The sequence below is a fragment of the Microbacterium sp. 71-36 genome, assembly GCF_001898305.1.
Taxonomy (GTDB): Bacteria; Actinomycetota; Actinomycetes; order Actinomycetales; family Microbacteriaceae; genus Microbacterium.
In genome coordinates, this window is record NZ_MKTP01000001.1 from 1,309,694 (window position 1) to 1,332,250 (window position 22,557).

Annotated in this window: 21 protein-coding genes and 1 tRNA gene; 8 read left to right on the plus strand and 14 right to left on the minus strand. The window is 70.8% G+C overall.

Annotation, left to right across the window (positions count from 1 at the left end; all coding sequences use genetic code 11):
• Positions 1–103: 103 nt before the first annotated feature.
• The gene (locus BGO45_RS06400; protein ID WP_292691913.1) at positions 104–3,553 is read right to left on the minus strand and encodes a bifunctional proline dehydrogenase/L-glutamate gamma-semialdehyde dehydrogenase; all 3,450 of its coding nucleotides are present in this window, start codon (positions 3,551–3,553) and stop codon (positions 104–106) included.
• Between the two features lie 100 nt (positions 3,554–3,653).
• Between BGO45_RS06400 and BGO45_RS06405 the strand changes: the two genes are divergently transcribed.
• Positions 3,654–4,553 carry a LysR family transcriptional regulator gene (locus BGO45_RS06405; protein WP_292691915.1) on the plus strand — a complete coding sequence of 300 codons (900 nt, stop codon included), beginning with the start codon at positions 3,654–3,656 and terminating at the stop codon, positions 4,551–4,553.
• Here BGO45_RS06405 and BGO45_RS06410 read toward each other — a convergent pair.
• Complete coding sequence (locus BGO45_RS06410) at positions 4,540–4,968, minus strand: MarR family transcriptional regulator (protein ID WP_292691917.1); 429 nt, start codon at positions 4,966–4,968, stop codon at positions 4,540–4,542. The genes BGO45_RS06405 and BGO45_RS06410 overlap by 14 nt on opposite strands.
• 85 nt (positions 4,969–5,053) lie before the next feature.
• Here BGO45_RS06410 and BGO45_RS06415 point away from each other — a divergent pair, with 85 nt between their 5' ends.
• Together BGO45_RS06415 and BGO45_RS06420 are read left to right on the plus strand one after the other, a co-directional pair.
• Positions 5,054–5,431 (plus strand): hypothetical protein, encoded by a 378-nt coding sequence (locus BGO45_RS06415; RefSeq protein WP_076495336.1) that lies wholly within the window; start codon positions 5,054–5,056, stop codon positions 5,429–5,431.
• Between the two features lie 81 nt (positions 5,432–5,512).
• Positions 5,513–5,860: a hypothetical protein gene (locus tag BGO45_RS06420; protein WP_292691920.1), complete on the plus strand. Its 348-nt coding sequence runs from the start codon at positions 5,513–5,515 to the stop codon at positions 5,858–5,860.
• 59 nt (positions 5,861–5,919) lie between these two features.
• On the opposite strand, the gene BGO45_RS06425 is transcribed toward BGO45_RS06420, so the two are convergent.
• A complete protein-coding gene (locus tag BGO45_RS06425; protein ID WP_292691922.1) occupies positions 5,920–6,729 on the minus strand; it encodes a helix-turn-helix domain-containing protein in 810 nt (269 codons plus the stop codon).
• A 73-nt stretch (positions 6,730–6,802) separates the two neighbouring features.
• Between BGO45_RS06425 and BGO45_RS06430 the strand changes: the two genes are divergently transcribed.
• Positions 6,803–7,750 carry a phytanoyl-CoA dioxygenase family protein gene (locus tag BGO45_RS06430; RefSeq protein ID WP_292691924.1) on the plus strand — a complete coding sequence of 316 codons (948 nt, stop codon included), beginning with the start codon at positions 6,803–6,805 and terminating at the stop codon, positions 7,748–7,750.
• 54 nt (positions 7,751–7,804) lie between these two features.
• On the opposite strand, the gene BGO45_RS06435 is transcribed toward BGO45_RS06430, so the two are convergent.
• Genes BGO45_RS06435 through BGO45_RS06455 form a run of 5 tightly spaced genes read right to left on the minus strand, consistent with a single transcriptional unit; the run spans position 7,805 to position 15,116 of the window.
• Positions 7,805–9,868, minus strand: a complete 2,064-nt coding sequence (locus BGO45_RS06435) for an alpha-galactosidase (protein WP_292691926.1) — start codon at positions 9,866–9,868, stop codon at positions 7,805–7,807.
• A 10-nt stretch (positions 9,869–9,878) separates the two neighbouring features.
• Entirely contained in the window at positions 9,879–11,204 is a 1,326-nt protein-coding gene (locus BGO45_RS06440; RefSeq protein ID WP_292691928.1) for an ABC transporter substrate-binding protein, read from the minus strand.
• 47 nt (positions 11,205–11,251) lie between these two features.
• Positions 11,252–12,178, minus strand: coding sequence for a carbohydrate ABC transporter permease (locus BGO45_RS06445; RefSeq protein WP_292691930.1), 927 nt, complete (start codon positions 12,176–12,178; stop codon positions 11,252–11,254).
• Positions 12,175–13,110 (minus strand): carbohydrate ABC transporter permease, encoded by a 936-nt coding sequence (locus BGO45_RS06450; RefSeq protein ID WP_076495324.1) that lies wholly within the window; start codon positions 13,108–13,110, stop codon positions 12,175–12,177. Before BGO45_RS06450 ends, BGO45_RS06445 begins: the two co-directional genes overlap by 4 nt.
• Positions 13,107–15,116: a beta-galactosidase gene (locus tag BGO45_RS06455; protein WP_292691933.1), complete on the minus strand. Its 2,010-nt coding sequence runs from the start codon at positions 15,114–15,116 to the stop codon at positions 13,107–13,109. The genes BGO45_RS06450 and BGO45_RS06455 overlap by 4 nt, the downstream gene beginning before the upstream one ends.
• 162 nt (positions 15,117–15,278) lie before the next feature.
• Between BGO45_RS06455 and BGO45_RS06460 the strand changes: the two genes are divergently transcribed.
• Positions 15,279–16,292 carry a LacI family DNA-binding transcriptional regulator gene (locus tag BGO45_RS06460; protein ID WP_292691935.1) on the plus strand — a complete coding sequence of 338 codons (1,014 nt, stop codon included), beginning with the start codon at positions 15,279–15,281 and terminating at the stop codon, positions 16,290–16,292.
• Positions 16,293–16,339: 47 nt separating this feature from the next.
• On the opposite strand, the gene BGO45_RS06465 is transcribed toward BGO45_RS06460, so the two are convergent.
• The 3 genes from BGO45_RS06465 to BGO45_RS06475 all read right to left on the minus strand — a co-directional run bounded on the left by BGO45_RS06465 (position 16,340) and on the right by BGO45_RS06475 (position 17,940).
• Positions 16,340–16,421, minus strand: a tRNA-Tyr gene (locus BGO45_RS06465).
• Positions 16,422–16,567: 146 nt separating this feature from the next.
• Complete coding sequence (locus BGO45_RS06470) at positions 16,568–17,443, minus strand: PfkB family carbohydrate kinase (RefSeq protein WP_292691937.1); 876 nt, start codon at positions 17,441–17,443, stop codon at positions 16,568–16,570.
• Positions 17,440–17,940, minus strand: a complete 501-nt coding sequence (locus BGO45_RS06475; RefSeq protein WP_292691940.1) for an FBP domain-containing protein — start codon at positions 17,938–17,940, stop codon at positions 17,440–17,442. The genes BGO45_RS06470 and BGO45_RS06475 overlap by 4 nt, the downstream gene beginning before the upstream one ends.
• Before the next feature lie 68 nt (positions 17,941–18,008).
• Between BGO45_RS06475 and BGO45_RS06480 the strand changes: the two genes are divergently transcribed.
• From BGO45_RS06480 to BGO45_RS06490, 3 genes are read left to right on the plus strand one after another with little or no spacing between them, the layout of a single operon-like run.
• A complete protein-coding gene (locus tag BGO45_RS06480; RefSeq protein WP_076495316.1) occupies positions 18,009–18,497 on the plus strand; it encodes a YajQ family cyclic di-GMP-binding protein in 489 nt (162 codons plus the stop codon).
• A gap of 20 nt (positions 18,498–18,517) precedes the next feature.
• Positions 18,518–19,159, plus strand: coding sequence for a dihydrofolate reductase family protein (locus tag BGO45_RS06485; RefSeq protein WP_292691942.1), 642 nt, complete (start codon positions 18,518–18,520; stop codon positions 19,157–19,159).
• Positions 19,156–19,293, plus strand: a complete 138-nt coding sequence (locus tag BGO45_RS06490) for a hypothetical protein (RefSeq protein ID WP_022877849.1) — start codon at positions 19,156–19,158, stop codon at positions 19,291–19,293. Before BGO45_RS06485 ends, BGO45_RS06490 begins: the two co-directional genes overlap by 4 nt.
• A 75-nt stretch (positions 19,294–19,368) precedes the next feature.
• On the opposite strand, the gene arr is transcribed toward BGO45_RS06490, so the two are convergent.
• From arr to BGO45_RS06505, 3 genes are read right to left on the minus strand one after another with little or no spacing between them, the layout of a single operon-like run.
• Positions 19,369–19,764: an NAD(+)--rifampin ADP-ribosyltransferase gene (arr, locus tag BGO45_RS06495; protein ID WP_292691944.1), complete on the minus strand. Its 396-nt coding sequence runs from the start codon at positions 19,762–19,764 to the stop codon at positions 19,369–19,371.
• A gap of 11 nt (positions 19,765–19,775) precedes the next feature.
• A complete protein-coding gene (locus BGO45_RS06500) occupies positions 19,776–21,467 on the minus strand; it encodes an AMP-binding protein (RefSeq protein ID WP_292691945.1) in 1,692 nt (563 codons plus the stop codon).
• Between the two features lie 21 nt (positions 21,468–21,488).
• The gene (locus BGO45_RS06505) at positions 21,489–22,460 is read right to left on the minus strand and encodes an alpha/beta hydrolase (RefSeq protein WP_292691946.1); all 972 of its coding nucleotides are present in this window, start codon (positions 22,458–22,460) and stop codon (positions 21,489–21,491) included.
• Positions 22,461–22,557: the final 97 nt, after the last annotated feature.

Sequence of the window (22,557 nt, forward strand, 5' to 3'; positions counted from 1 at the left end):
CGCGGCGCCCCGAAGCGATGCGCGGTGATGGCCGCAGACCGAAGCCCAGGTGATGGCCGCAGACCGAAACCGGGACACCCGTCCCCGCCTCGATCCGACGGAATCACACCACCACGAGCGGCGGCACCGCGTAACGCCGCGGCGTCCCGAAGCGGTGGGCGGTGATGGACACCGCCTGCTCGCGCAGGAAGGTCAGAAGTTCCACCTCGCCGGCACGCGTCGCCTCCCCGGCGTACAACGCGACCGCGGGCGAACCGTCGGTGACGGCGGCGAACGTGTCGGCGGAGCCGCCGAGCAGGCGCACCCGTCCACCGGAACGCGCGAGCCCCGCAGCGCGCCGGGCCCACGCGGCGGGGTCCTCGATCTCGTGCGCGACGCCGACGCCCTCGAGCCATGCCCGCACCGCGGGAGTCAACGCGCGCGCGGAGCTCACGGTGACGACCGAGCCGACGCGCACGCCCGCGGCGACCACGCGCACCAGGGCCACGTCGCGCGCGTCCTCGAACCGCACGGTCACCGGGACGGTTCCGTACCGCAGCACGTTCTGCTCCGACTCCAGACCCGTCACGTCGACGGCACACCCGTACTGCCCCGCCCACGCGGCGGCGTCGGACGCGAGGGCGGATGCCAGCCACTCGCGGTCCTCGGCGGGCACCGCCGCCGACGCCGCCCCCACGAGGGCGTCCGCACCCCGCGGCGCGCGGGATCCGGCATCCGTCCACGAGCCGAACCCGAACAGGTAGTGCGGTCCGCCGGCCTTGGTCCCGGCTCCGACCGCGGATTTCTTCCACCCGCCGAACGGCTGCCGCTGGACGATGGCACCGGTGGTACCGCGGTTGACGTAGACGTTCCCGGCTTCGATCCGGGAGAGCCACCGCTGGATCTCGGACTCGTCGAGAGCGTGCAGCCCCGAGGTCAGGCCGTACTCGATCGCGTTGACGATCTCGATCGCCTCGTCGAGCGTCTCCGCCGTCATGATCCCCAGCACCGGACCGAAGTACTCGGTGCGGTGGAATTCGCTCCCCGGCTGCACACCCTCGCGGATGCCGGGACTCCACAGACGCCCGTCGTCGTCGAGGCGCCGCGGCTCGACGACCCAGCGCTGCCCGGGCTCCAGGGTCGTCAGGGCCCGCAGGAGCTTGCCCCGAGCGGGCTCGATGAGCGGCCCGACGCGCGCGGCGTCGTCCCACGGCATCCCCACTTCGAGAGACGTGACGGCGTCGACGAGCTGGTCGCGGAAGCGACGCGACGTCGCGACCGACCCGACGAGCACGACGAGCGACGCGGCGGAACATTTCTGTCCCGCGTGGCCGAACGCCGAGAGGGCGACGTCCTTCGCGGCGAGGTCGAGGTCGGCGCTGGGCGTCACGATCACGGCGTTCTTGCCGCTCGTCTCGGCCAGAAGCGGCAGGTCGGGACGGAACGAACGGAACAGCTCGGCAGTCTCGTACGCGCCGGTGAGCACCACGCGTTCCACGGCCGGGTGCGTGAGCAGCTGCCGGCCGAGGTCGCTCTCGGACACCTGCACGAGCGTCAGCACGTCGCGCGGCACCCCGGCCTCCCACAGGGCCTCGACCATCACGGCCCCGGAGCGCTCGGCGAGCGCCGCCGGCTTGATGACCACGGCCGACCCGGCGGCGAGCGCGGCGAGAGTGGATCCGGCGGGGATCGCGACGGGGAAGTTCCACGGGGGCGTCACCACGGTGAGACCGACCGGCGTGAACCGCGCCCCGTCGACCCGGTCGAGGTGCCGTGCCTGCTCGGCGTAGTAGTGCGCGAAGTCGACGGCCTCGGACACCTCGGGGTCGCTCTGCTCGATGACCTTTCCGCACTCGGCACCCATCACCTCGAGGAGCTCGGCACGACGGGCCTCGAGCACGTCGCCCGCGCGGTGCAGGATCTCGGCGCGGGCGTCGCCCCCGAGGTCGCGCCACGCGGCGGCGGCGGCCGCGGCGGCGCGGATCCGCTCGTCGAGCACCGACTCGGAGACGACGGTGTGCGCGGCGATCGTGTCGGCTCCGAGGCGTGACGACGCCATGCGCGAAACGATCCCGGAGGCCCAGGCCCGGTTGACGGCGATCGCGGGGTCCGAGTCCGGGGTGTTGCGGAACCCCTCGCGCGGCACCGGCACGGGCGCCACGGCGCGGTCCTGCACCCGGTGGGACGCGGGAACGCCCTCGGGCATGTCGGCGAGCGACGCGAGGAAGCGGTCGCGTTCACGAGCGAACAGCGCTTCGTGCGTGTCGAGATCGAACACCGCCGACATGAAGTTCTCGCTCGACGCCCCCTCCTCGAGGCGCCGGATGAGGTACGCGATCGCGACGTCGAACTCCTGCGGGTGCACCACCGGGGTGTACAGCAGGATCGAGCCGACCGTGCGACGAACGACGGCCTGCTGCGCCGTCGCCATCCCGAGGAGCATCTCCACGTCGATGCCACCGGTGACCCCGCGACGCTCGGCGAGCAGCCACGCCAGCGCCACGTCGAAGAGGTTGTGTCCGGCGACCCCGATCCGCACGTGCGCCGTGTGCTCGGGGCGCAGGGCGTAGTCGAGGACCGCCTTGTACGAGGCATCCGTCGCCTGCTTCGAGGGCCAGGTCGCGAGCGGCCAGTCGTGCACGTCGGCATCCACCCGCTCCATCGGCAGGTTCGCGCCCTTGACGACGCGGACCTTGATCGGAGCACCCCCGGATGCCACCCGCGCGGCGGTCCACTCCTGCAGGCGGATCATCGCGGCCAGCGCGTCGGGCAGGTACGCCTGCAGCACGATCCCCGCCTCGACCCCGTGGAACTCGGGCTCGGCGAGCAGCGTCTCGAAGACGGCGAGGGTCAGGTCGAGGTCCTTGAACTCCTCCATGTCGAGGTTGAGGAAGGTGCCGGTCTCCTTCGCCACGCGGTACAGCGGCCGCAGGGCGGAGACGGCGTCGGCGACCGCAGCGTCGAACGCCCACGGGGTGTGCGGGGCGACCGTCGACGACACCTTGATCGAGACGTAATCGACGTCGTCCCGAGCGAGCAGGCGGCGCGTGCCCTCCAGGCGACGCCCCGCCTCCTTCTTCCCGAGGATCGCCTCACCGAGGAGGTTGACGTTGAGCCGGACGCCGTCGCCGCGGCCCCGGATCGCCGCGATCGCCTCACCGAGACGACGGTCGCCGGCGTCGACGATGAGGTGGCGCACCATCGACCGCAGCGCCGTGCGCGCGGCGGGGACGACGACCCACGGCAGGATCGGCGCCGTCAGGGCGCCGAGGCGGATCGCGGCCTTCAGGTGCAGCGGAAGGAACGCCGGCACGAGCGGAGAGAGAGCCGCGAGGTTCGCGGCGGCGACACGCAGATCCTCGGGCCGGACCACGCCGTCGACGAAGCCCACGGTGAACGCGAGTCCGTTCGGGTCGCGCAGGACACCGGCCAGCCGCGTGGCCGCCGCGTCGACGGGTTCGGAACGGCTCTCGGCCAGCCAGCGACGGACGAGGGCGACGGCGTCGTCGGCCAGATCGGCCGGGGCGACCGCCACCGGGGGGACATCGGTGCCGGGGACATCGGTGAGCGACATGGGGATCCTTCCTCGGATGCCCTCAGTGTGCGGCCGGCCACGTTTCAGCAAAAGCGATGATTTACGAACGGTATTGTTCGATCAGAACGAAAGGATGCCGATGTTCGATCTGCGCCGCCTGCGCTTGCTGCACGAACTGTCGATGCGCGGCACGCTCTCCGCCGTCGCCGAGGCCCTGTCGTTCAGCCCCTCGACGATCTCGCAACAGCTCTCCCAGCTCGAACGCGAAGCCGGCGTCCCGCTTCTCGAACCCGACGGGCGGCGGGTCCGCCTCACTGCGCAGGGCGAAGCGCTCGCGGCGCACGCGGCCCGCATGCTCGCCGCCGACGAAGCCGCGCGTGCCGAACTGGAGCTGCTCCGCCCCTCGCTCGCCCCGGTGCGCCTCGCCGTGATGCAGTCGGCCGCGCACGGGCTCGTCCCGCGGGCGCTCGACGTCCTGGCCGAGACCGAGCCGCGCCTCCGGGTCGAGATCGCCGAGCTCGCACCCGAGGAGGGGCTCTTCGAAGTCGCCGCCCACGGTTTCGACCTGGCGGTCGCCGAACAGTATCCCGGGCACACGCGGGAGCAGCGCGCGCTGCTGGAGCGTCGCACGCTGGGACGGGATGCCATCCGCCTCGCCGTCGCGCACGACGACCGGGCCACCGCGCTCGCCGACCTGCGCGACCGGGCCTGGGTCATGGAACCGGAGGGGACCGCCGCGCGCCAGTGGGCGACGCAGCAGTGCCGGGCCGCGGGGTTCGAGCCCGACGTCCGCTTCGCCCTGGCCGACCTCACCGCTCACGTGCGGCTCGTGGCATCCGGGCATGCGGTGGGGATGATCCCCGCGCTCGTCTTCGGCGGTGACGAGCCGGCCACGCGGTCGATCGACCTCCCCGGCCGACCGCGACGCGAGATCTTCACCGCGGTGCGACGCGGAACGGCGGATCGCCCCGGTGTCCGCGCGGTGCGCGCGGCGCTGGAGAACGCGTTCGCCCGCGTCCCGGAGATCAGCGCGGAGTGAGGACGGATCGGGTGATCCGACCGAGCATCTCCGCGAAGACGGTCGTCTCGGCGACCCGCTCCCCGTCGACGGCGTGATCCAGATCACGGGCGAAGCGGTCGAGCTGCGACCAGGGCACGGCGTCGAGGTCGACCTCGAGGTGGATGTGGTTCACGCGCCGGTCCTCGGTGTCGAGCTCGCGGCGCAGGAGTCCGCGCTCGACGAGGCGGTCGACGAGTGTCGTGACCCCGGCCGAGGTGACGCCGAGATGGTCGCGCAGTTCGGAGGGGCGGATGCCGGGCCGCTCGCGGATGCGCAGCAGGGCACGCACCTCGGTCTCGCTGAGCCGCAACTCCGCCCGCGTGGCCGCTTCCGCGGAGCGACGCGCCTCGACGTAGGCGTCGAGCGCCATGGACAGTGCGGGACGCAGGGACATGGCATCCACCCTAGCCAGCACTGATTAAACCTGTGAATATTTCATCTCATTATTTAACTCAGTTAAATAGTGCTACGGTCGCGACATGGCCCGTCTCTTCTACGGCACCGATGCCTCTCCGGTGACCTTTCCCGACCGTCTGCTGGCCTACGTCAAGGTGATCGCCTCCACCAAGCTCCGACGCAACGAGTCCTTCACCCTCACCTGGACCGGCGACCCCGAAACCCCCGGACGCTCCGCGATCTGGCTGCACCCGTCCATCCCGATGCGCTTCGTGTTCGATTCCGCCGAACCGGAGCACCTCGTCGGCGAGTACCTCCGCGCACTGGCCGACCAGGCGAACGCGTCCGCCGGACTCGTCGTCGACCTCCGCACGTGGGCGGATGACGAGAGCGCCCTCCCCCGGACGCCCGCGCAGCACGTCGCCCCCCGACGCCCGGCGAGGTCCGTGCGCGCGGCCTGAATCCGGTAGCACACGCCCCGCCTCCCCGCGGGAGCCGGGATAATGTCTCGAGCGCATCCTCGCGCCGAGACGGAGTGTGCTGTGCCTGTACGTGATCTGCTCGACATGCAGCTGCTCGAGCGGTGGCTCGAAGAGTTCCGCGGCCTGGGGTACCTGACCGGCAGCGACATGCGGGTCCTCGAGCAGCAGGACGACACCGAGGTCACCCGCGGACTGATCGTGGTCGACCTCAGCGAAGCGGCCACCATCACCTATCTCCAGCCGATCGCCGGGAGCGACGGCCGGTGGAAGGCGACGATGGAGGCGCGCGACACCACGATCGAACTCACCGCCGTCGGGATCGTGAACCTCGGGAACGAGCTCAACGTGCTCGGCGCCCTCGTGTCGTTCCTCGAGACGAAGTCCCGCGAGCTGCTCGCCGCCGGCTGAGAACCCGGGCGGGATCCTCCTCCGGAGCTCACTCCGCGGTGACGTGCAGCAGCAGGGCCTCACCCGCGGTGGCGCCGCCGATACGCGGCGGGCGCCTCCCCGGTGTGATCGCGGAATCGCGCGTAGAACTGGCTGAGCGAACCGAAGCCCGTGGATGCCGCGATGTCGGGGATCGCCTCGTCGGTCGTCAGCAGCAGTTCCCGTGCACGCGCGATCCGGCACTGCGCGAGGTAATCGCCGATCGTGACGCCCAGCGCCCCTCGGAAAACCGCCATCGCGTGGTGCGGGTGCAGATGCACGTGATCGGCGACCGCGGCGACCGAGACGTCCTCGGCCGCATGCTCCGCGATCCAGGCGGCCATGTCCGCCACATCCGCCCGCAACCCTCGCCCGCGCTGCGGCATCGCCGCCACCGCGGCGGTCGCGTGCGCGGCGCGCAGCACGAACGCCTGCACCTCCCCCACCGCCGCGCGGCGGAGCGGATGGCCCGGGCGCAGCTCCTCGCCCCAGGCACCGACCCGCTCGGCCAGGTCGAGCGGCCCCTTCGCGGCCGGCGACACCGCGATGTCACCGGCGAACATCCGCGCGAGGAACTCCCCCGGCAGCCGCCACCCCCGGGCTTCGGCGAGCGGCACCGTGAGCCACGCGAGCTCCCGGCCGCCGGAGTCCCGCACGAGCTGGTGGGGTCGGGCGGCCCAGAACACCGCGAGCGCCCCCGCCGGGATGACGACCTGCCGACCGTCGACGAGGTACTCCAGCTCCACCGGCGCGGTGTTGAACTCCAGATCGTCGTGCGTGTGCGCCACCGACATGCGCGGAACGGCCCCTCGCCAGCAGGCGAGGTCGAACGACGAGGAGGTGGCATCCATGATCCGAGTATCCCGGAAGAACGCCCGTCTCAGCACGATGAGATCGCCCTTCGTCCGATCGTACGGTGAGGGCATGAGCACCCTCACCTCGACACCGGCCTCGGTGTCCACCGCCCCGTACCACCTGACCCCCGAGCAGATCGCGCACTTCGACGCGCACGGCTACGTCGTGCTGCCGGGGCGCATCCCCGCGGACCTGCTGGCCCGCCTGCAGAAGGCCGCCGACGAGTGGATCGCCACCGGTCGCGCGCTCGGCCCCGACAGCCCGGAGGGCCCCGACTACCAGTGGGCCACCCGCGGCGGCGCGCGACGCATGTTCCGCGTCGACTACCTCCACGGCAAGGGCTCGCCCGCCTCCCTCGAACTGCTGGGTTCACCCGCGGTCCTCGGGATCGCCGAGAGCCTCGCCGGCGCCGACCTGGTCCCGACCTACGAGTCACTCGTCTTCAAGGACGCCGGCGACGGTGCCGCGATCGACTGGCATCAGGATGCCGTGCACCCCCGCACGCACCGGATCTTCAACGTCGACGTGTACCTGGACGCCTCCAGGGCCGGCGAAGGCGCCCTCCGCGTCGCGCCCGGTTCGCACCTCGCCCCCGTCGACGTCTGCCAGCTGCAGGACGAGTACGGGTGGGACGCACCCGGCGTCGTGCAGGTCGAGCTCGAACCCGGCGACGTGCTCGTCCACGACGTCATGGTGGTGCACGGCTCCGAGGCCGTCACCGGCAACCGCCTGCGCCGCACCATCTACTACGAATTCCGTGCCGCCGAGCAGATCCAGGCGGAGGGCCCGTGGGATGCCGAGTGGGTCGACCGTCGCATGCGGCTGCTGCCGCTCGGACTCGAGGCGCACGCCCGCCGCTTCCCCGAGCAGGAGCAGTTCCGGTGGAACGCCTCCCCGCAGGTGCGACCGGAGATGTCCGACGACGCCGAGGCCGAACTGCGCATCGCGCACCTCGTGCACTCCCCCGGCTCGTACTGCAGCGCCGGGAGCGTGCCCTTCACGGCCGACGAGGACTGAACCAGGATCAGGAAAACCCCGCCCCATCTTCGGGGCGGGGTTTTCGCTGTCATCTCATTCCGCGGTGACGTGCAGCAGCAGCGCCTCACCCGGCACCAGCAGGGGCGCCGGCAGAACACCTTCGGCGAGCACCGAGCCCGGCAGAACCACGCCGCCGGCGGTGACCCAGGCGGGGTCGGCATCCTGGATCGCTCGCACCGGCGCGCCCACCTCGAGCACCCTCACGCGGTAGCGCCGATCCGGATCGAGGCCCGGCAGCACGATCGGCGACGGGAGGGCCGCATCGAACCGGTCCAGTGCGACGTACGCGAACAGCCCTTCGCCGAGGTCGGGGGCGACGACACCGTGCTGCAGCACAGCCGGGTCGGCGTCGTCGACGCGCACGGTCGTGCCGCCGTGGAGCAGCGCTCGGTGCGCGCGGTAGAGGGCCGTCCACCCGGCGAGCGCCGCGAGCTGCGCGTCGTCGAGGCGCGAGATGTCGGACTCGATCCCCGCGTGCAGGAACAGCGCCGTCGTCATGCGGAAGGCCGCCGACGCCGTCCGCCCCGTCGTGTGCGCGCGCTCGTCTCCCACGTGCGAGCCGAGGAACTCCGGGGGGATCAGGATGCCCGTCCACCGCTGGATCCGCTGGCGGGCGAGCGGATCGTTGGTGTCGCTGGTCCAGAACCGGTCGACGCGACGCAGGATGCCGAGGTCGATCCGGGCACCGCCGGACGCGCACGACTCGATCTCCACGTCCGGGTGCGCGGCGCGCAGGGCGTCGAGGAGCCGGTACAGCGCCCGCACCTGACCCCCGGTCCGCGGCACGAGCAGGTCGCGGTTGTGGTCCCACTTCAGCGCCGCGATCGGGTACTGCGTCAGCAACGCGTCGAGACGGTCGAAGATGTGCCGCCAGGCGTCGGGGTTCGTGAGATCGAGCACGTGCTGGAACCGCCAGGAGACGGCATCCGCCGGCGTGAGCATCCACTCGGGATGCGCCCGGGCGAGGTCGGAGTCGGCGCTGACCATCTCGGGCTCGACCCAGAGGCCGAACTCGAGACCGTCGCCGTTCACCCGGGAGATGAGGGGGCCGAGGCCGTCAGGCCACACCCGCTCGTCGACCGTCCAGTCGCCGAGCGCACGCCGGTCATCGGTGCGGCCGTGGAACCAGCCGTCGTCCAGCACCAGGCGCTCCGCGCCGACCCGCGCGGCGGCGTCGACCAGCGGGGTGAGCCGTTCGAGCGATTGGTCGAAGTAGACCGCCTCCCACGTGTTCAGTGTCACGGGACGAGGACCGCGGGGCGTCGCCCACGACCGCACCCACGGGTGCAGGCGCGCCGAGAGACCGTCGAGCCCGACGTCCGACCACACGGCGACCACGGTGGGCGCCTCGTACGTGTCGCCCGCGGCGAGGGTGTGGCCGTCGAGGCGTTCGCCCGCACCGATGACCGAGAGACCCATGTCGCCGCGCTCGAACCAGACCGAGCGGTCGCCGCTCCAGGCGACGTGGGTGGCCCACACCTCGCCGTGACGGAACCCGAACTCCGGCGTTCCGACGGCGAAGAGGAACGGATCGTCGTGGCCGCCGCGGCCGTGGCGGGTGTCGCGCGCCCACACGCCGTGGCCGGGCCGCGAGCGCTGCGGTTCGCGTTCCCCCGCCCAGCGGCCGGTGAAGTCGAGCACCTCGCGGGCGCGAGGGGGCACGGGCAGGAGCGCGGACAGGGCGCGCACCTCGAGATCCGCGGCACCGTCGTTGCGCACGCGACGGTCGACGAGGAGGACGCCCTGCGGAGTGAGGGCGTACCGCAGCTCGAGCCCCGCGTCGCCGAGGGCGAGCGTCACGACGACGGCGTCGCCGTCGCGTCGGGTGCCGAGGTGGCGCAGCACCGGGGAGAAGGGGGAGATCTCGACGGGGGGACGGCCGGTCCAGCCTTCCGTGAGGAGGGGCACGACACCGACCCGGAAAGGACGATCGATCGAGCTCGGAGCGACGGCCGGTGCGGCGGCGTCGGCCAGGGCGGTGAGGGCGGCGGCGTCGAGGTCACCGAGGGCGCGCCCCCAGTGCACCACGACCGGCGCCGCCGGGCCGCGGGCGTCGAGGATGAAGTCGACGCCCGCGGCGCGGAGGTGATGGATCATGCGATGGAGGTTACTTCGCGACCGGGATCGACTGCGCCTCGAGGGTCGCGATCGTCTTGTCCTGCGCGGATGCCAGGGCCTCGGTCAGCGTCCCCGAGCCCGCCACGGCCGACTTGAAGCCGTCGGACACGTCCGCGTAGACCTGCGTCATCGTCGGACCCCACACGAAGTTCGGGTCGACCTCGCCGGAGGCCTTGGCGAAGACGTCGTAGATCTTCTGGTCGCCGTAGAAGGGCACGCCCTCCTGCAGAGCGGGGAGCTTCAGCCCGTCCTTCGTGGCGGGGTAGATCGCCGCGGTCTTGTTGAGCGACGTCAGCGCCTCCTCGGAGGTGTTCAGCCACAGTGCGAACTTCGCCGCCTCGTAGAGGTGCTTCGTGGACTTGAACACGGCGATCGAGGAACCGCCCCAGTTGCCGGCGGACGACTGCCCGGCCTGCCACTGCGGGGCCTCGGCGACGGCCCACTTGCCGGACGTGTCGGGAGCACCGCTGGAGATGGAGTTGGCACCCCACACGGCCGAGTTCCACGACCACACCTCACCGGTGTTGTACGCGTTGTTCCACTCGTCGGTCCACGCCGGGTACGACGAGACCAGGTCGTCCGCGATCAGGCCCTGCCAATAGTCGGCGACCTTCGTCGAGGCGTCGCTGGTGAGGTCGACCTTCCAGGCGTCGCCGTCGTTGGAGAACCACTGGCCGCCCGCCTGCCACACGAAGCCGGCGAACTGGTTGATGTCGCTCTGCGAGAAGTTGGTGATGTAGCCGCCGAGCGCGCGGATCTTCTTGGCGGCCTCGCGGTACTCGTCCCACGTCGTCGGGATCGCGATGCCGTTCTGCTCGAACAGGTCCTTGCGGTAGAACAGCGCCATGGGGCCGGCGTCCTGCGGCACGCCGTAGACCTCGTTCTCGGTGCCGAGCGTGACCTGCTTCCACGTCCAGTCGACGAACTGGTCCTTGGCCTTGACGACGTCCTCGCACGCACCGAGGTTCGCGAGGCCGTCCTGCACCCGGAAGTTCGGCAGCGCGTCGTACTCGATCTGGCCGAGGTCGGGGGCGTTCCCGGCCTGCAGCTGGTTGAAGAAGTTCTGGTAGGTGCCGGCGTTGCCCGAGGGGCCCGTCTGCACCTCGACCTTGATGTCGGGGTTCTTCTCGTTCCAGATCGCCACGGCATCCTCGATGCCGGGGATCCACGACGTGAACGTGAGGGTCACGTTCTCGCCGGCGGGGGCGCACGACGCCGCGTCGGCGCTGCCGGTGCTCGACGACGAGCATCCCGCCATGACCAGGGCGCCCGCGGCGAGCAGGGCGACGCTGACCGCTCTCTTCTTGTGCTGCATGATTCCTTCTCTCGGTTGGCCCGCCGGTCGTGCCGGCGGGAGGTGTGTTACTTGATGGCCCCCGTGCCGAGCCCGGTGCGCCAGTACCTCTGGAGCAGCAGGAACGTCACGATGAGCGGGACGATGGAGATGAGGGACCCGACCAGCACGTAGGTGCGCAGTTCGGGGAACTGGTTGATCGTGGAGTTCCACGCGTAGAGGCCGTACGTGACGGGGAAGAGCTCTTCGCTGCGCAGCATGATCAGCGGCAGGAAGAAGTTGTTCCAGATCGAGACGAACTGGAAGAGGAACACCGTCACCAGCGCCGGGAACATCAGGCGGATCGACACCGTGAAGAACGTCCGCACCTCCCCCGCGCCGTCGAGGCGGCTGGCCTCGAGGAGTTCGTCGGGCACGGATGCCTCGGCGAACACGCGCGTCAGGTAGACGCCGAAGGGGCTGACGACGCTCGGCAGCAGGACGGCCCAGTACGTGTCGGTGAGCTGCACCTGGCTGAACAGCAGGAACAGCGGGAGCGCGAGAGCCGTCGCGGGCACGAGGACACCGCCGAGCACGGTGTTGAAGATGGCCTCGCGACCCGGGAAGCGGTACTTCGCCAGCGCGTAGCCGCACATCGCGGCGATGACCGTCGCGATCACGCCGCCGACGCCGGCGTACAGCACGCTGTTGCCGAGCCACTTCAGGTAGACGCCGTCGCGGTAGGCGAAGAGCTGCCCGACGTTCTCGAAGAACCGGAAGTCGGCGAACCAGAGCGCGTTGGTGCTGAACAGCTGCCCGCGGTCCTTCGTGGAAGCCACGACGAGCCACCACAGCGGGATGAGGAAGTACAGCGTGAAGATGCCCATCACGACCATGGCGGTCGTGCGCGACACGATGCTCTCGCGGGGGCCGGTCGCCGCCGGTCGTGCCCGGCCGGCGCGGCGTCCGGTGGTGAGCGTGCGGGTGTCGGTGGGGGTGGGGGCGATCGCGCTCATGACTGGGCTCCACGACGGCTGAGACGGAGGAAGGTGAACGACAGCACGAACGTCGCCAGGGCGAGCACGACCGAGAACGCCGCCGCGAGCGAGACGTTGGGGATCGAGCTGGTCGCGTAGATCGTCATGTTGGGGGTGAAGGTGCTCGTCACCGCCGAGCTGAACGAGCGGAACGTCTGGGGCTCGGCGAGGAGCTGGAGCGTCCCGATGATCGAGAGGACCCCGGTGAGCACGAGGGCCGGCCGGATGAGCGGGATCTTGATCGACCACGCGATGCGGGCCTGGCCGGCGCCGTCGATGCGGGCCGCCTCGTAGATCTCCTGCGGGATCGCGAGGAGCGTCGAGTAGATGATCAGCATGTTGTAGCCGACGAACACCCAGGTCACGACGTTGGCGATCGACCACAGCACGAGATCCGCGGACAGCAGGTCGACGTTCGAGGTGATGCCGGGGAAGGGCGACAGGTTGGGCGAGTACAGGAAGCCCCACATGATGGCGGCGATCACGCCCGGGACGGCGTACGGCACGAAGAACGCCAGGCGGAAGAAGCGTTTGCCGCGCAGCAACGGCGAGTCCAGCAGCAGGGCGAACAGCAGCGCGAGACCGAGCATCACCGGCACCTGCACGACGCCGAACAGCAGCACGCGGCCGACCGAGGTCCAGAACGCGGTGTTCTGGAACACCAGCGCGTACTGTGCGAGGCCGCCGAACACCTCGCGGGCCTGGCCGAAAGTGCCCTCGCGCTCGACGACGAGCAACGACTTCCAGATCGCGTAGCCGATCGGCACCAGGTAGAAGAGCACGAAGAGCACCACGAAGGGCGCGATGAAGGCCGCGATGGCCCTCTTGTGGGGGATGCGTCGACGCACCCGGGGCGTCACTGCCCCGGACGGCGCTCCGGTGGTTCGCGCCGTGGCGGCGGGAGCGGTCATGAGTGGTTCTCCTCTCGGACGACGCGCACGGCGCCGGAAGGGACGCGCAGTCGGTCATCGACCGCGGTTCCCGTGATGAGCTCGGTGCCGCGCACGTCGGCCACGAGGTCGGTGTCGCCGTGGTTGACGACGAAGACGTAGGACGCATCCGCTCCCCGGCGCCGCACGATCTCGAACGGGCCCCGGGCCTCGACGTCCGCGGCCGGGCGCACCCCCGCCTCCCGGGCGATGGCGCCCAGACGGTCGGCCAGCGCCGCGGGCGCGAGCTGCGTGGCGAGGTACCACGCGCTCCCCCGCCCGTGGGCGTTGCGGGTCACGGCGGGCGACCCCACGGACGGCCCGTCGACGAACGACGCGACGGTCTCGGCGGTGGTCGCGCGCAGACGCTCGCTCCAGAGGGAGGCGCCGGTCCCGTCGTCGAGGGCGATCGTCTCCCCCGGCCGCACGGGCGCGAACTCTTCGACGTGGATGCCGAGGGCGTCCCGCAGCGGGCCGGTGTACCCGCCCGCCCAGATGCGGTCGTTCTCGTCGACGATGCCCGAGTTGTAGGTGACGACTGCGGTCCCGCCCGCGGCGATCCAGTCGGTGAGCACGGCGGCCTCGTCGGCGCGGAGCAGATGCAGTCCCGGAACCACGACGAAGCGATACGCGGCGAGGTCGGCCCCCGGGCGCACGATGTCCACGGTCAGCCCCTGGGCGTGCAGCGCCGCGTACGTGGCGTGCACCTGAGTGAGGTAGCCGACCGACTGGCTGGGGCGGCATTCGGTGTCGGTGGCCCACCAGGCTTCCCACGAGAAGATCACCGCGGCGTCGGCCACGACGCGGGAACCTGCGACCTCGCCGAGCCGGTCCACGATCCCGCCGAGTTCGACCACCTCGCGCCACACGGCGGAGTCGGTACCGGCGTGGGGAAGCATCGCCGAGTGGAATTTCTCGGCGCCCTGCAACGAGGCGCGCCACTGGAAGAAGCACACGCCGTCGGCACCCCGCGCGACGTGCGTGAGCGAGTTCCGCAGCAGCTGACCGGGTTCCTTGGCCAGGTTCAACGGCTGCCAGTTGACGGCCCCCGTCGAGTGCTCCATGAGGATCCACGGATCCCCGGCGGCCAGCCCGCGGCTGAGGTCGGCGGCGAAGGCCAGTTCGCTGAGCGGATCGCCGAGCCGGTGATCGAGGTAGTGGTCGTTGGCGATGACGTCCATCTGGTCAGCCCACGACCAGTAGTCCATGTTCTCGATGTGCGCGGTGACCATGAAGTTCGTCGTCACCGGGCGGTCGCTGAGACGTCGGAGCACCTCGGCCTCCGCCCGGTACTGCGCGAAGACCGCGTCCGAACTGAAGCGGTGGAAGTCGAGCAACTGCCCCGGGTTCCGGGCCGACAGGGCCGCCCGCGGGGGGAGGATCTCCTCCCAGTCGAAGTACGACTGGCTCCAGAACGCCGTGCCCCATGCCCGGTTGAGCTCCGCGACCGATCCGTACCGCTCGCGCAGCCACACCCGGAAGGCGGCGGCGCTCTCGTCGCAGTAGCAGAGGGCGTTGTGGCATCCGAGTTCGTTCGAGACGTGCCAGAGCGCCACCGCCGGGTGCGACCCGTACCGCGCCGCGACCGCTTCGACGAGTCGGAGGGATGCCGTGCGGAAGATCGGTGAACTCGGGCACCACGCCTGACGACCGCCCGGGTAGCGGCGCGTGCCGTCCTCGGCCATGGGAAGCACCTCGGGGTACGCGCGGCTGAGCCACGCGGGCGCCGAGGCGGTGCCGGTTCCGAGATTGATGCGGATGCCGGCGGCGTGCAGCCGTTCGATGATGTCGTCGAGAGCGACGAAGTCGAACGCGTCGGGTCCGGGCTGCAGGTGGGACCAGCCGAAGATGTTGAGGGCGACGAGGTCGACTCCGGCCTCCCGCATGAGGCGGATGTCCTCGTCCCACACCTCGGGCGACCACTGCTCGGGGTTGTAGTCGCACCCGAAGGCGATGCCCTCGTGGGTGAAGGGGGTCCGGCCGGTCATCCTGCTCCTCGTTCTGTGAACGTGCACAGTCTCGAGCGGATGCCTCCCCGTCGAGGTTCTGTGAACGTACACAGAGTGGCATCCCCTGTTTTGCTCGTCAAGTCACCGTTATCAATCTGTGCTCGTTCACACATCAGGGTCGTCGCCCCTAGGATCGGGAACGTGGAAACGGAGCGTCGGCGTCGCGCCACCGTGAAAGACGTCGCCCTCGAGGCGGGGGTCTCGCGGGGGACGGTCAGCCGCGTACTGAACGGGCAGCCGTACGTCTCGGAAGACGCGCGCGCGGCGATCGAAGCGGCGATCGCGAAAGTGGGGTTCGTCCCCAATCGCGCCGCGCGCAGTCTGGTGATGCAGAGCTCGCAGGCGATCGGTCTGATCGTGCACGAGCCGCACTCGCTGTTCGTCGAAGACCCCAACATCGCCTCGATCCTCCTGGGCGCCAACAGCGCGCTCTCCGAGGCCGACTACCAGCTCTCGTGCCTGATCGCCGACACCTCGCGCGACGTGGACCGACTCGCGCGCTACCTCAGTGGCGGCCTCATCGACGGCGTGATCATCGTCTCGGCCCGCGTCGGCGACCCCATCACCCGGGCGGTCGTGGAACTGGGCCTCCCCGCCGCCTTCGTCGGCAACCCGCGCGACATCGGGGACGCCGCCCACGTCGCGATCGACAACCGCGGCTCGGCGCGCGAGATCACGAAACGTCTCGTCGGCACGGGACGCCGTCGCGTCGGCATGGTCGCCGCCGCCCTCGACCGCGATTCCGGCGCCGACCGCCTCGCGGGGTTCGTCGACGCGCTCGGCGGCGACTTCGACCCGCAGCTCGTCGAGCGCGTGCCGTTCTACTCGTTCTCCGACGGCAAGGCCGGCATGAAGCGCCTCCTCGACCGCGTCCCCGACATCGACGGCGTCTTCGCCTCCAGCGACGCCGTCGCCGCCGGCGCGCTCGAAGCGCTCCGCGAGGCGGGGCGCCGGGTGCCCGACGACGTCGGCATCGTCGGATTCGACGACAGCTCCTGGGCGCTGCGCTGCGACCCCCCGCTGTCGACCGTGCACCAACCCGCCGACCAGCTCGGCAGCGCCGCCGCGCGCGCCGTCCTCGCGCAGCTCGACGGGCAGACCTTCACGGCCCCGATCCTGCTAGAGAGCCCCATCGTCTGGCGCGAATCGGCGTGAGAAACGAGAAAGCCCCGGTTGCCCGGGGCTTTCGCGATGATGTTCGGTGGCGAGTGAGGGATTCGAACCCCCGAATGCAATGCAGTCTGATTTACAGTCAGATCCCTTTGGCCGCTTGGGTAACTCGCCAGGTGCGCACCCGCCCGGCTTTCTCAGTCGACCGGAGGCGCGATCACCTACCTTACCCTCCCCGAGGGGGTGGTTCCAACACGGGCCGGGGGTGACACGCACCTCCTCCGTCGGAGCCGTCCCCCACGGGTCGGTTCAGGCCGGGATCACTCGGGGATGCGGAGCAGCGCGCCCTCGCTGCGACAGGTGACGGCGGCCACCTCCATGGCGCGATCGAGCACGAAGCCCCAGCCCGCCTCGTCCTCGGGCAGACCCCCGCGCACGAGCGCCGCCGTCGTCGAGAGCACGGCGTCGCCACCGCCCATCGTGTCGACGATGGGCTCGGGAAGCTCCACGATCGGGCGCGAGACGGTGAGCCCGTGCGCGTCGATGGCCGCTCCCCCGGCGCCGTACGTGGCCAGCACGGCCTCGACGCCCAGGGCCGAGAGCTTCTCGCGGAGGTCCTCGAGCGGTCCGCCGTACAGGAGCTGCGCGTCGTCCTCGCCGACCTTCACGAGCTGCGCGCGAGCAGCAGCCTTCTCGAACCCGCGCACGAAAGCCTCGCGGTCATGGAGCATGCCGGCCCGGGGGTTCGGGTCGATCGCGAGCGAGGTCGCCCCCACGGCATCCAGCAGCGCCTCGGTCTGCTCCGCATCGTCGAACGGGAAACAGCTCACCACGACGAGGGGCGCGTCGGCCAGCGCGGCGCGCTCGGCGTCGCCGTAGCGCACACGGCGGTTCTGCGCGGCCTCGTTGAAGGCGTATTCCGGCTCACCGCCGGCCGATCGCGTGCTCACCGCCCGCGACGACCCGTGCTCCGACGGGCTCTGCAGCAGGTCGACGTCGTACTCGGCGAGGTAGTCGCGGATCTGCTCACCCGCCGCGTCGTCGCCGACCATGGCGATGAGCGAGGTGGGGACGCCGAGGCGCGACAGTCCCACCGCGACGTTCAGAGCGGCCCCGCCCACGAACTCGCGCACACCGGCGTCGTCACGCAGTTCGTCGATGAGGGCGTCGCCGATGACGACGACCCGGCCGCTCACCGCTGCACCCCGGCCGTCTCGAGCACTCGCTCGACGAAAGCCTCGGTACGGCGCTTGGTGCCGTCGATCTTCATGTCCACACTCCCGCGGATCTCACTCGGCGCCAGCGGCATCGCGAGGCGCACGTTCTCGTGGCACGACAGGTCGGCACACATGTACGTTCCGACCGTATCGCCGTGTTCCCCCGCCGCCCCGGCTTTCCGCGCCGTGAACAACGCCACTTGGTCACCCGGTTGCATCGTGTGGCAGAGGTTGCACATGGCCGCACGGGCGCGCGACTGCCCGTCCGCAGCCCGCAGCACGATCCCCGTGGGCTCACCGTCGCGCTCGGTCACGAGGTACCCGCGCCCCCGAGTGCGCGGGTCGCGCCACGCGAAGAAATCGAGATGATCCCAGTCGGTGAGAAGGAAGTCGTGCGGCAGCGCCACGACCCGCAACTCCTCCGGCGCGGCGTTGACGAACGCATCGCGCACCTCGTTCTCGGTGAGTGCTCGCATGGCATCCGAGTCTACGAGCGACCCGGGCGCGCCGGGCCGGGCCCGTCGACGCTCGCTAGAATCACGGAATGGCCGACAGCTCATTCGACATCGTCTCCAAGATCGACCGCCAGGAAGCCGACAACGCCCTGAACCAGGCCCGCAAAGAGGTCGAACAGCGCTACGACTTCAAGGGCACCGACGCCTCCATCGAGTGGAGCGGTGAGGCGATCCTCATCAAGGCGAACTCCGAGGAGCGGGCGAAAGCCGTGCTCGACGTCTTCCAGACCAAGCTCATCAAGCGCGGCATCTCGCTGAAGAGCCTCGAGACGGGTGACCCGGTCGCCGGCGGCAAGGAATACCGCATCACCTCGACGCTCAAGGAAGGCATCTCGCAGGAGAACGCCAAGAAGATCGGCAAGATCATCCGCGACGAGGGCCCCAAGAGCGTGAAATCGCAGATCCAGGGCGACGAGCTGCGCGTGCAGTCGAAGTCCCGCGACGACCTGCAGGAGGTCCAGCGCCTCCTCAAGGCCGCCGACCTCGACGTCGACCTGCAGTTCACGAACTACCGGTAAGAGAACATTCCGGGGATGCCATGGCCGTCCGTGTCGATCTGAACATCTCGCTCGACGGGGTCGCCGCGCCCGCCGACATCTCGCCCGAGAACCCGATGGGGGCCGACTGGGGCCTGCTCGTCGAGGACTACATGGCCACGCGCACGTTCCGCGCGCGGGTGTTCGGCGACACCTCCGGCGCGGGGACGACCGGAATCGACGACCGGTACGCCGCCGCCTACTTCGAGGGCGTCGGCGCCGAGGTCCTGGGCGCGGGGATGTTCGGCATCCACTCGTTCCCCGACGACCCGGACTGGCGTGGATGGTGGGGCGACGAGCCGCCGTTCCGCGTGCCGGTACTCGTGCTGACGCACCGGGAACGCGCGCCGATCGAGTTCGCGAACGGCACGCGATTCGAGTTCGTCCGGACGGGGATCGAGGATGCCGTGCGCCGGGCGACCGGACTCGCCGGTGACGCCGACGTGCGCGTGGGCGGCGGCGTCTCGACCGCGCGCTCCGCCCTCGCCGCGGGCCTCGTCGACCGGCTGCACGTCGCCATCCGCCCCGTGGTCCTGGGGCGCGGCACCCGCCTGTGGGACGACCTGGAGCACCTGCACACGGACTACCGCGTCACGTCGGAAGTCGCCGAGAGCGGCGTCGTTCACGTGACGTTCGAGCGGTGAGGACGCCCGAGGGTCTCCCGACCTGCCCGACGTGCGGCGATCCGTTGCGGTTCGAGGTGCTCGACGACGAGCGTTTCCTCGTGGCGTGGTCGTGCGTGACCTGCGGGCTGATCCGCACCACGGAACCGAGCTAGGAGTTCAGTTGATGATCTCGGCGTTCTCGTCGCGCAGGCGGGCGAGTCGGATCCGCCACTCGGCGAGCTGATCCCTCAGTTGATGATCTCGGCGTTCTCGTCGCGCATCCGGGTGAGGCGCGTGCGCCACTCGGCGAGCGCCTCGGGACTCAGCCGGGTCCAGTCGTCACGCTCGGCCACGACGCGCAACGGGGCGGCGCTGCGGTAGGACCGCGTCGGGTTCCCGGGGAACTTCTTGTCGGTGACGTTGGGGTCGTCCTCCCACTCCCCCGTCGGCTCGACCTCGTAGACCCGCGGCGGACCGTCGCCGGGGATGATCTCGGCCGCCAGCCCGGCTCCGTCCAGGAGCGCCGTGAAGTAGATGTGGTTCATGACCACCTCCGGCCGGTAGTTCGACCGGAAGCCGGGCGTGAGGAGGTCGCCGACCCGGAGGTCCGCTCTCGTTCCGTGGAAGAAGGGGCCGGTTTCCATCAGTTCTCCTCTCAGCCGCGCAGGCGGTCGTCGCGCCACTCCACGACGACGATCTCGCCGCGGGCGGCGCGCTCCTCGCGCTCGCGCAGCTCGACGCGGCGGATCTTGCCCGAGATCGTCTTCGGCAGCTCGGCGAACTCGATGCGCCGCAACCGCTGGAAGGGCGCGAGATTCTCCCGCGCGAAGCGCAGGATCTCCAGCGCGACCTCCTCGCCCGGCTCGTGACCGGATGCCAGGACGACGTACGCCTTCGGAACCGACAGGCGCAGCGCGTCCGGCGCGGGCACGACGGCCGCCTCGACCACGGCGGGGTGCTCGATGAGCACGCTCTCCAGCTCGAACGGGCTGATCTTGTAGTCCGACGACTTGAAGACGTCGTCGGTGCGACCGATGTAGGTGATGCTGCCGGTCTCGTCGCGCCGGGCGACGTCGCCGGTGTGGAAGAGCCCGTCGGCGAAGGCATCCGCGTTGCGCTCCGGATCCGCGACGTACCCGGTCATGAGGTTGAGCGGCCGCTCCGTGAGATCGAGGCAGATCTCGCCCTCGTCCGCACGCTCGCCGGTGAGCGGGTCGACGATGACGACGGGACAGCCGGGCAGCGGCCGCCCCATCGAGCCGGGCACGAGACCCGCGCCCGGGGTGTTCGCGACGATCGCCGTCATCTCCGTCTGGCCGTATCCGTCGCGGATGTCGAGCTGCCACGCGCGCTGCACGTGGGCGATCACCTCGGGGTTCAGAGGTTCCCCCGCCGAGACGACTTCGCGCAGCGCCCCGCGCCGCCCCGTCAGGTCGGCCTGGATGAGCATGCGCCAGACCGTCGGCGGAGCACAGAACGTCGTCACGCGATCGCGTTCGAGCTCCGACAGCAACCGGTCGGCCGAGAACCGGGAGTAGTTCAGCGCGAGAACAGTCGCCTCGGCGATCCACGGGGCGAAGAAGCAGCTCCACGCGTGCTTCGCCCACCCCGGCGAGCTGATGGCGAGGTGCACGTCGCCGGGCTCGAGCCCGAGCCAGTACATCGTCGACAGATGTCCGACCGGGTAGGAGGCGTGCGTGTGCTCGACGAGCTTCGGCTTCGACGTCGTCCCGGAGGTGAAGTAGAGCAGCAGGCGGTCGTCGGCGGTGGTTCCGGGGTGCCGGGCGGGTTCCGCCGCCGCGAGGAACGCGTCGTCGTAGCGGGCCCACCCCGGCAGCGCTTCGCCGACCACGATGCGGCCCAGGTCCCGGCCGGCACCGTCGAACTTGTCGGCATCCGCGGATCCGACGATGACGTGCCGGATCTCGGCCCGATCGATGCGGTCGGCCAGATCGCCCGGCCCGAGCGCCGTCGTGGTCGGCGCGATGACGCCGCCGAGCTTCATGATCGCCAGCATCGACTCCCACAGCTCGACCTGGTTGCCGAGCATCAGCAGGACCGCGTGCCCCGCGCGCACACCCCGGGATGCCAGCCAGGCGGCCAGCTGATCCGAGCGGCGCGCCAGCTCGTCGAACGTCCGCTCGTGGTGGGTCTCGTCATCGTCGACCACGATGAGAGCCGGTGCGTCGTTGCCTCGCGCCATCGGGTCGAACCAGTCGATCGCCCAGTTGAACGGCCCCTCGATCCTCGGCCATTCGAACGCCGCCGCGCGGTCCGGGTCGGTGCGGGCGGCGAGGAGGAGGTCGCGGGCGGCGCGGTACTGCTCGGTGGGGGTGGTCGAGGTCATGAGGCTCCTTCGCTCAGCCCTCTAGGCTAGCCACCCCGACCATCGGTCGAGGGCGGCGAACGCCTCGTCCCGGACGTTCCGCTGCGACAGGAAGACGTCGTGCAGCGCGCCGTCGATGCGCGAGATCGTGACCTCCCGCGCGATACGGGTCGCCGCGCGGGCGATGTCGTCCACGGCGAGCACCGAGTCGGTCTCGCGCATCGCATCGCTCCAGGACAGCGCCGAGGTCGACCGGGCCGACAACAGCACCAGCGCCGGGCACCCGACATCGACCCCGGATGCCACCCGCGCGTGGCCCGCAACGACCGCGGCGAGCCACCCCGGATGGGTCGGGAATCCGCGCTCGGGGCGCCACCCGTCCGGGCTGTCGGGAAGCGTCCCCACCTCGCGTTGGGCCCGCGTGTAGAACCCGAGATCGACGACCGGGTGCGTGCCCAGCGGGTCGATGCGGGCGCGCGCGTTGAGGATCGGGGCCAGGGCCTGACGTCCGAGCGGGCCGAGCTGCAACTCCAGCCACGGGCTGTTGAGCACGACGGCGTGCGCGCGTCCCGGATGCCGTGCCGCCCACAGCGTCAGCGTGAGTCCGCCGGTGCTGTGACCGAGGAGCACGAGCCGCCGCCCGCGCGCCTGCGTCCCCATGGCCTCGAGCGCCGCCTCGATGTCGGCGTCGTACACGTCGAGCGCGGCGATATAGCCGCGCGTCTGCCCGGGCCGGATGCTGCGCCCGTACTTGCGCAGATCCAGCGCGTGGAAACGCGCACCGCGGTCGGTGAAGAACCGCGCGAGGTCCGCCTGGAAGAAGTAGTCCGACCACCCGTGCACGTACAGCACGTCGACATCGCGCCACGCCCCGAACAGGCGCGCGCCCGGGTGCGGCATCGCGCGCACCAGGGTGGCGACGACCTCGCCCTCGTCGTCCGCGCCCAGCGGCAGAGTTCGCTGCTCGAAGCCCGGACCGAGGATGTCCGGATGCCACTCCCCCGCGTCCCCCATGGGCACAGCCTATTCAGACCTCCCGTCCCACACCTCGCCCGGCGCCCTGAAGAGCAGATCGACCTCGAGACGATTCGCGAAGTTTCTCGATTGTTTC

Excerpts from the sequence above, each read along its gene's own strand:
- BGO45_RS06400 (WP_292691913.1), bottom strand. The coding sequence starts at position 3,553 with ATGTCGCTCACCGATGTCCCCGGCACCGATGTCCCCCCGGTGGCGGTC.
- BGO45_RS06455 (WP_292691933.1), bottom strand. The coding sequence starts at position 15,116 with ATGACCGGCCGGACCCCCTTCACCCACGAGGGCATCGCCTTCGGGTGC.
- BGO45_RS06475 (WP_292691940.1), bottom strand. The coding sequence starts at position 17,940 with ATGCGAGCACTCACCGAGAACGAGGTGCGCGATGCGTTCGTCAACGCC.
- BGO45_RS06410 (WP_292691917.1), bottom strand. The coding sequence starts at position 4,968 with ATGTCCCTGCGTCCCGCACTGTCCATGGCGCTCGACGCCTACGTCGAG.
- BGO45_RS06485 (WP_292691942.1), top strand. The coding sequence starts at position 18,518 with ATGGCCGTCCGTGTCGATCTGAACATCTCGCTCGACGGGGTCGCCGCG.
- arr (WP_292691944.1), bottom strand. The coding sequence starts at position 19,764 with ATGGAAACCGGCCCCTTCTTCCACGGAACGAGAGCGGACCTCCGGGTC.
- BGO45_RS06430 (WP_292691924.1), top strand. The coding sequence starts at position 6,803 with ATGAGCACCCTCACCTCGACACCGGCCTCGGTGTCCACCGCCCCGTAC.
- BGO45_RS06480 (WP_076495316.1), top strand. The coding sequence starts at position 18,009 with ATGGCCGACAGCTCATTCGACATCGTCTCCAAGATCGACCGCCAGGAA.
- BGO45_RS06500 (WP_292691945.1), bottom strand. The coding sequence starts at position 21,467 with ATGACCTCGACCACCCCCACCGAGCAGTACCGCGCCGCCCGCGACCTC.
- BGO45_RS06415 (WP_076495336.1), top strand. The coding sequence starts at position 5,054 with ATGGCCCGTCTCTTCTACGGCACCGATGCCTCTCCGGTGACCTTTCCC.
- BGO45_RS06440 (WP_292691928.1), bottom strand. The coding sequence starts at position 11,204 with ATGCAGCACAAGAAGAGAGCGGTCAGCGTCGCCCTGCTCGCCGCGGGC.
- BGO45_RS06505 (WP_292691946.1), bottom strand. The coding sequence starts at position 22,460 with ATGGGGGACGCGGGGGAGTGGCATCCGGACATCCTCGGTCCGGGCTTC.
- BGO45_RS06435 (WP_292691926.1), bottom strand. The coding sequence starts at position 9,868 with ATGATCCATCACCTCCGCGCCGCGGGCGTCGACTTCATCCTCGACGCC.
- BGO45_RS06450 (WP_076495324.1), bottom strand. The coding sequence starts at position 13,110 with ATGACCGCTCCCGCCGCCACGGCGCGAACCACCGGAGCGCCGTCCGGG.
- BGO45_RS06405 (WP_292691915.1), top strand. The coding sequence starts at position 3,654 with ATGTTCGATCTGCGCCGCCTGCGCTTGCTGCACGAACTGTCGATGCGC.
- BGO45_RS06425 (WP_292691922.1), bottom strand. The coding sequence starts at position 6,729 with ATGGATGCCACCTCCTCGTCGTTCGACCTCGCCTGCTGGCGAGGGGCC.
- BGO45_RS06445 (WP_292691930.1), bottom strand. The coding sequence starts at position 12,178 with ATGAGCGCGATCGCCCCCACCCCCACCGACACCCGCACGCTCACCACC.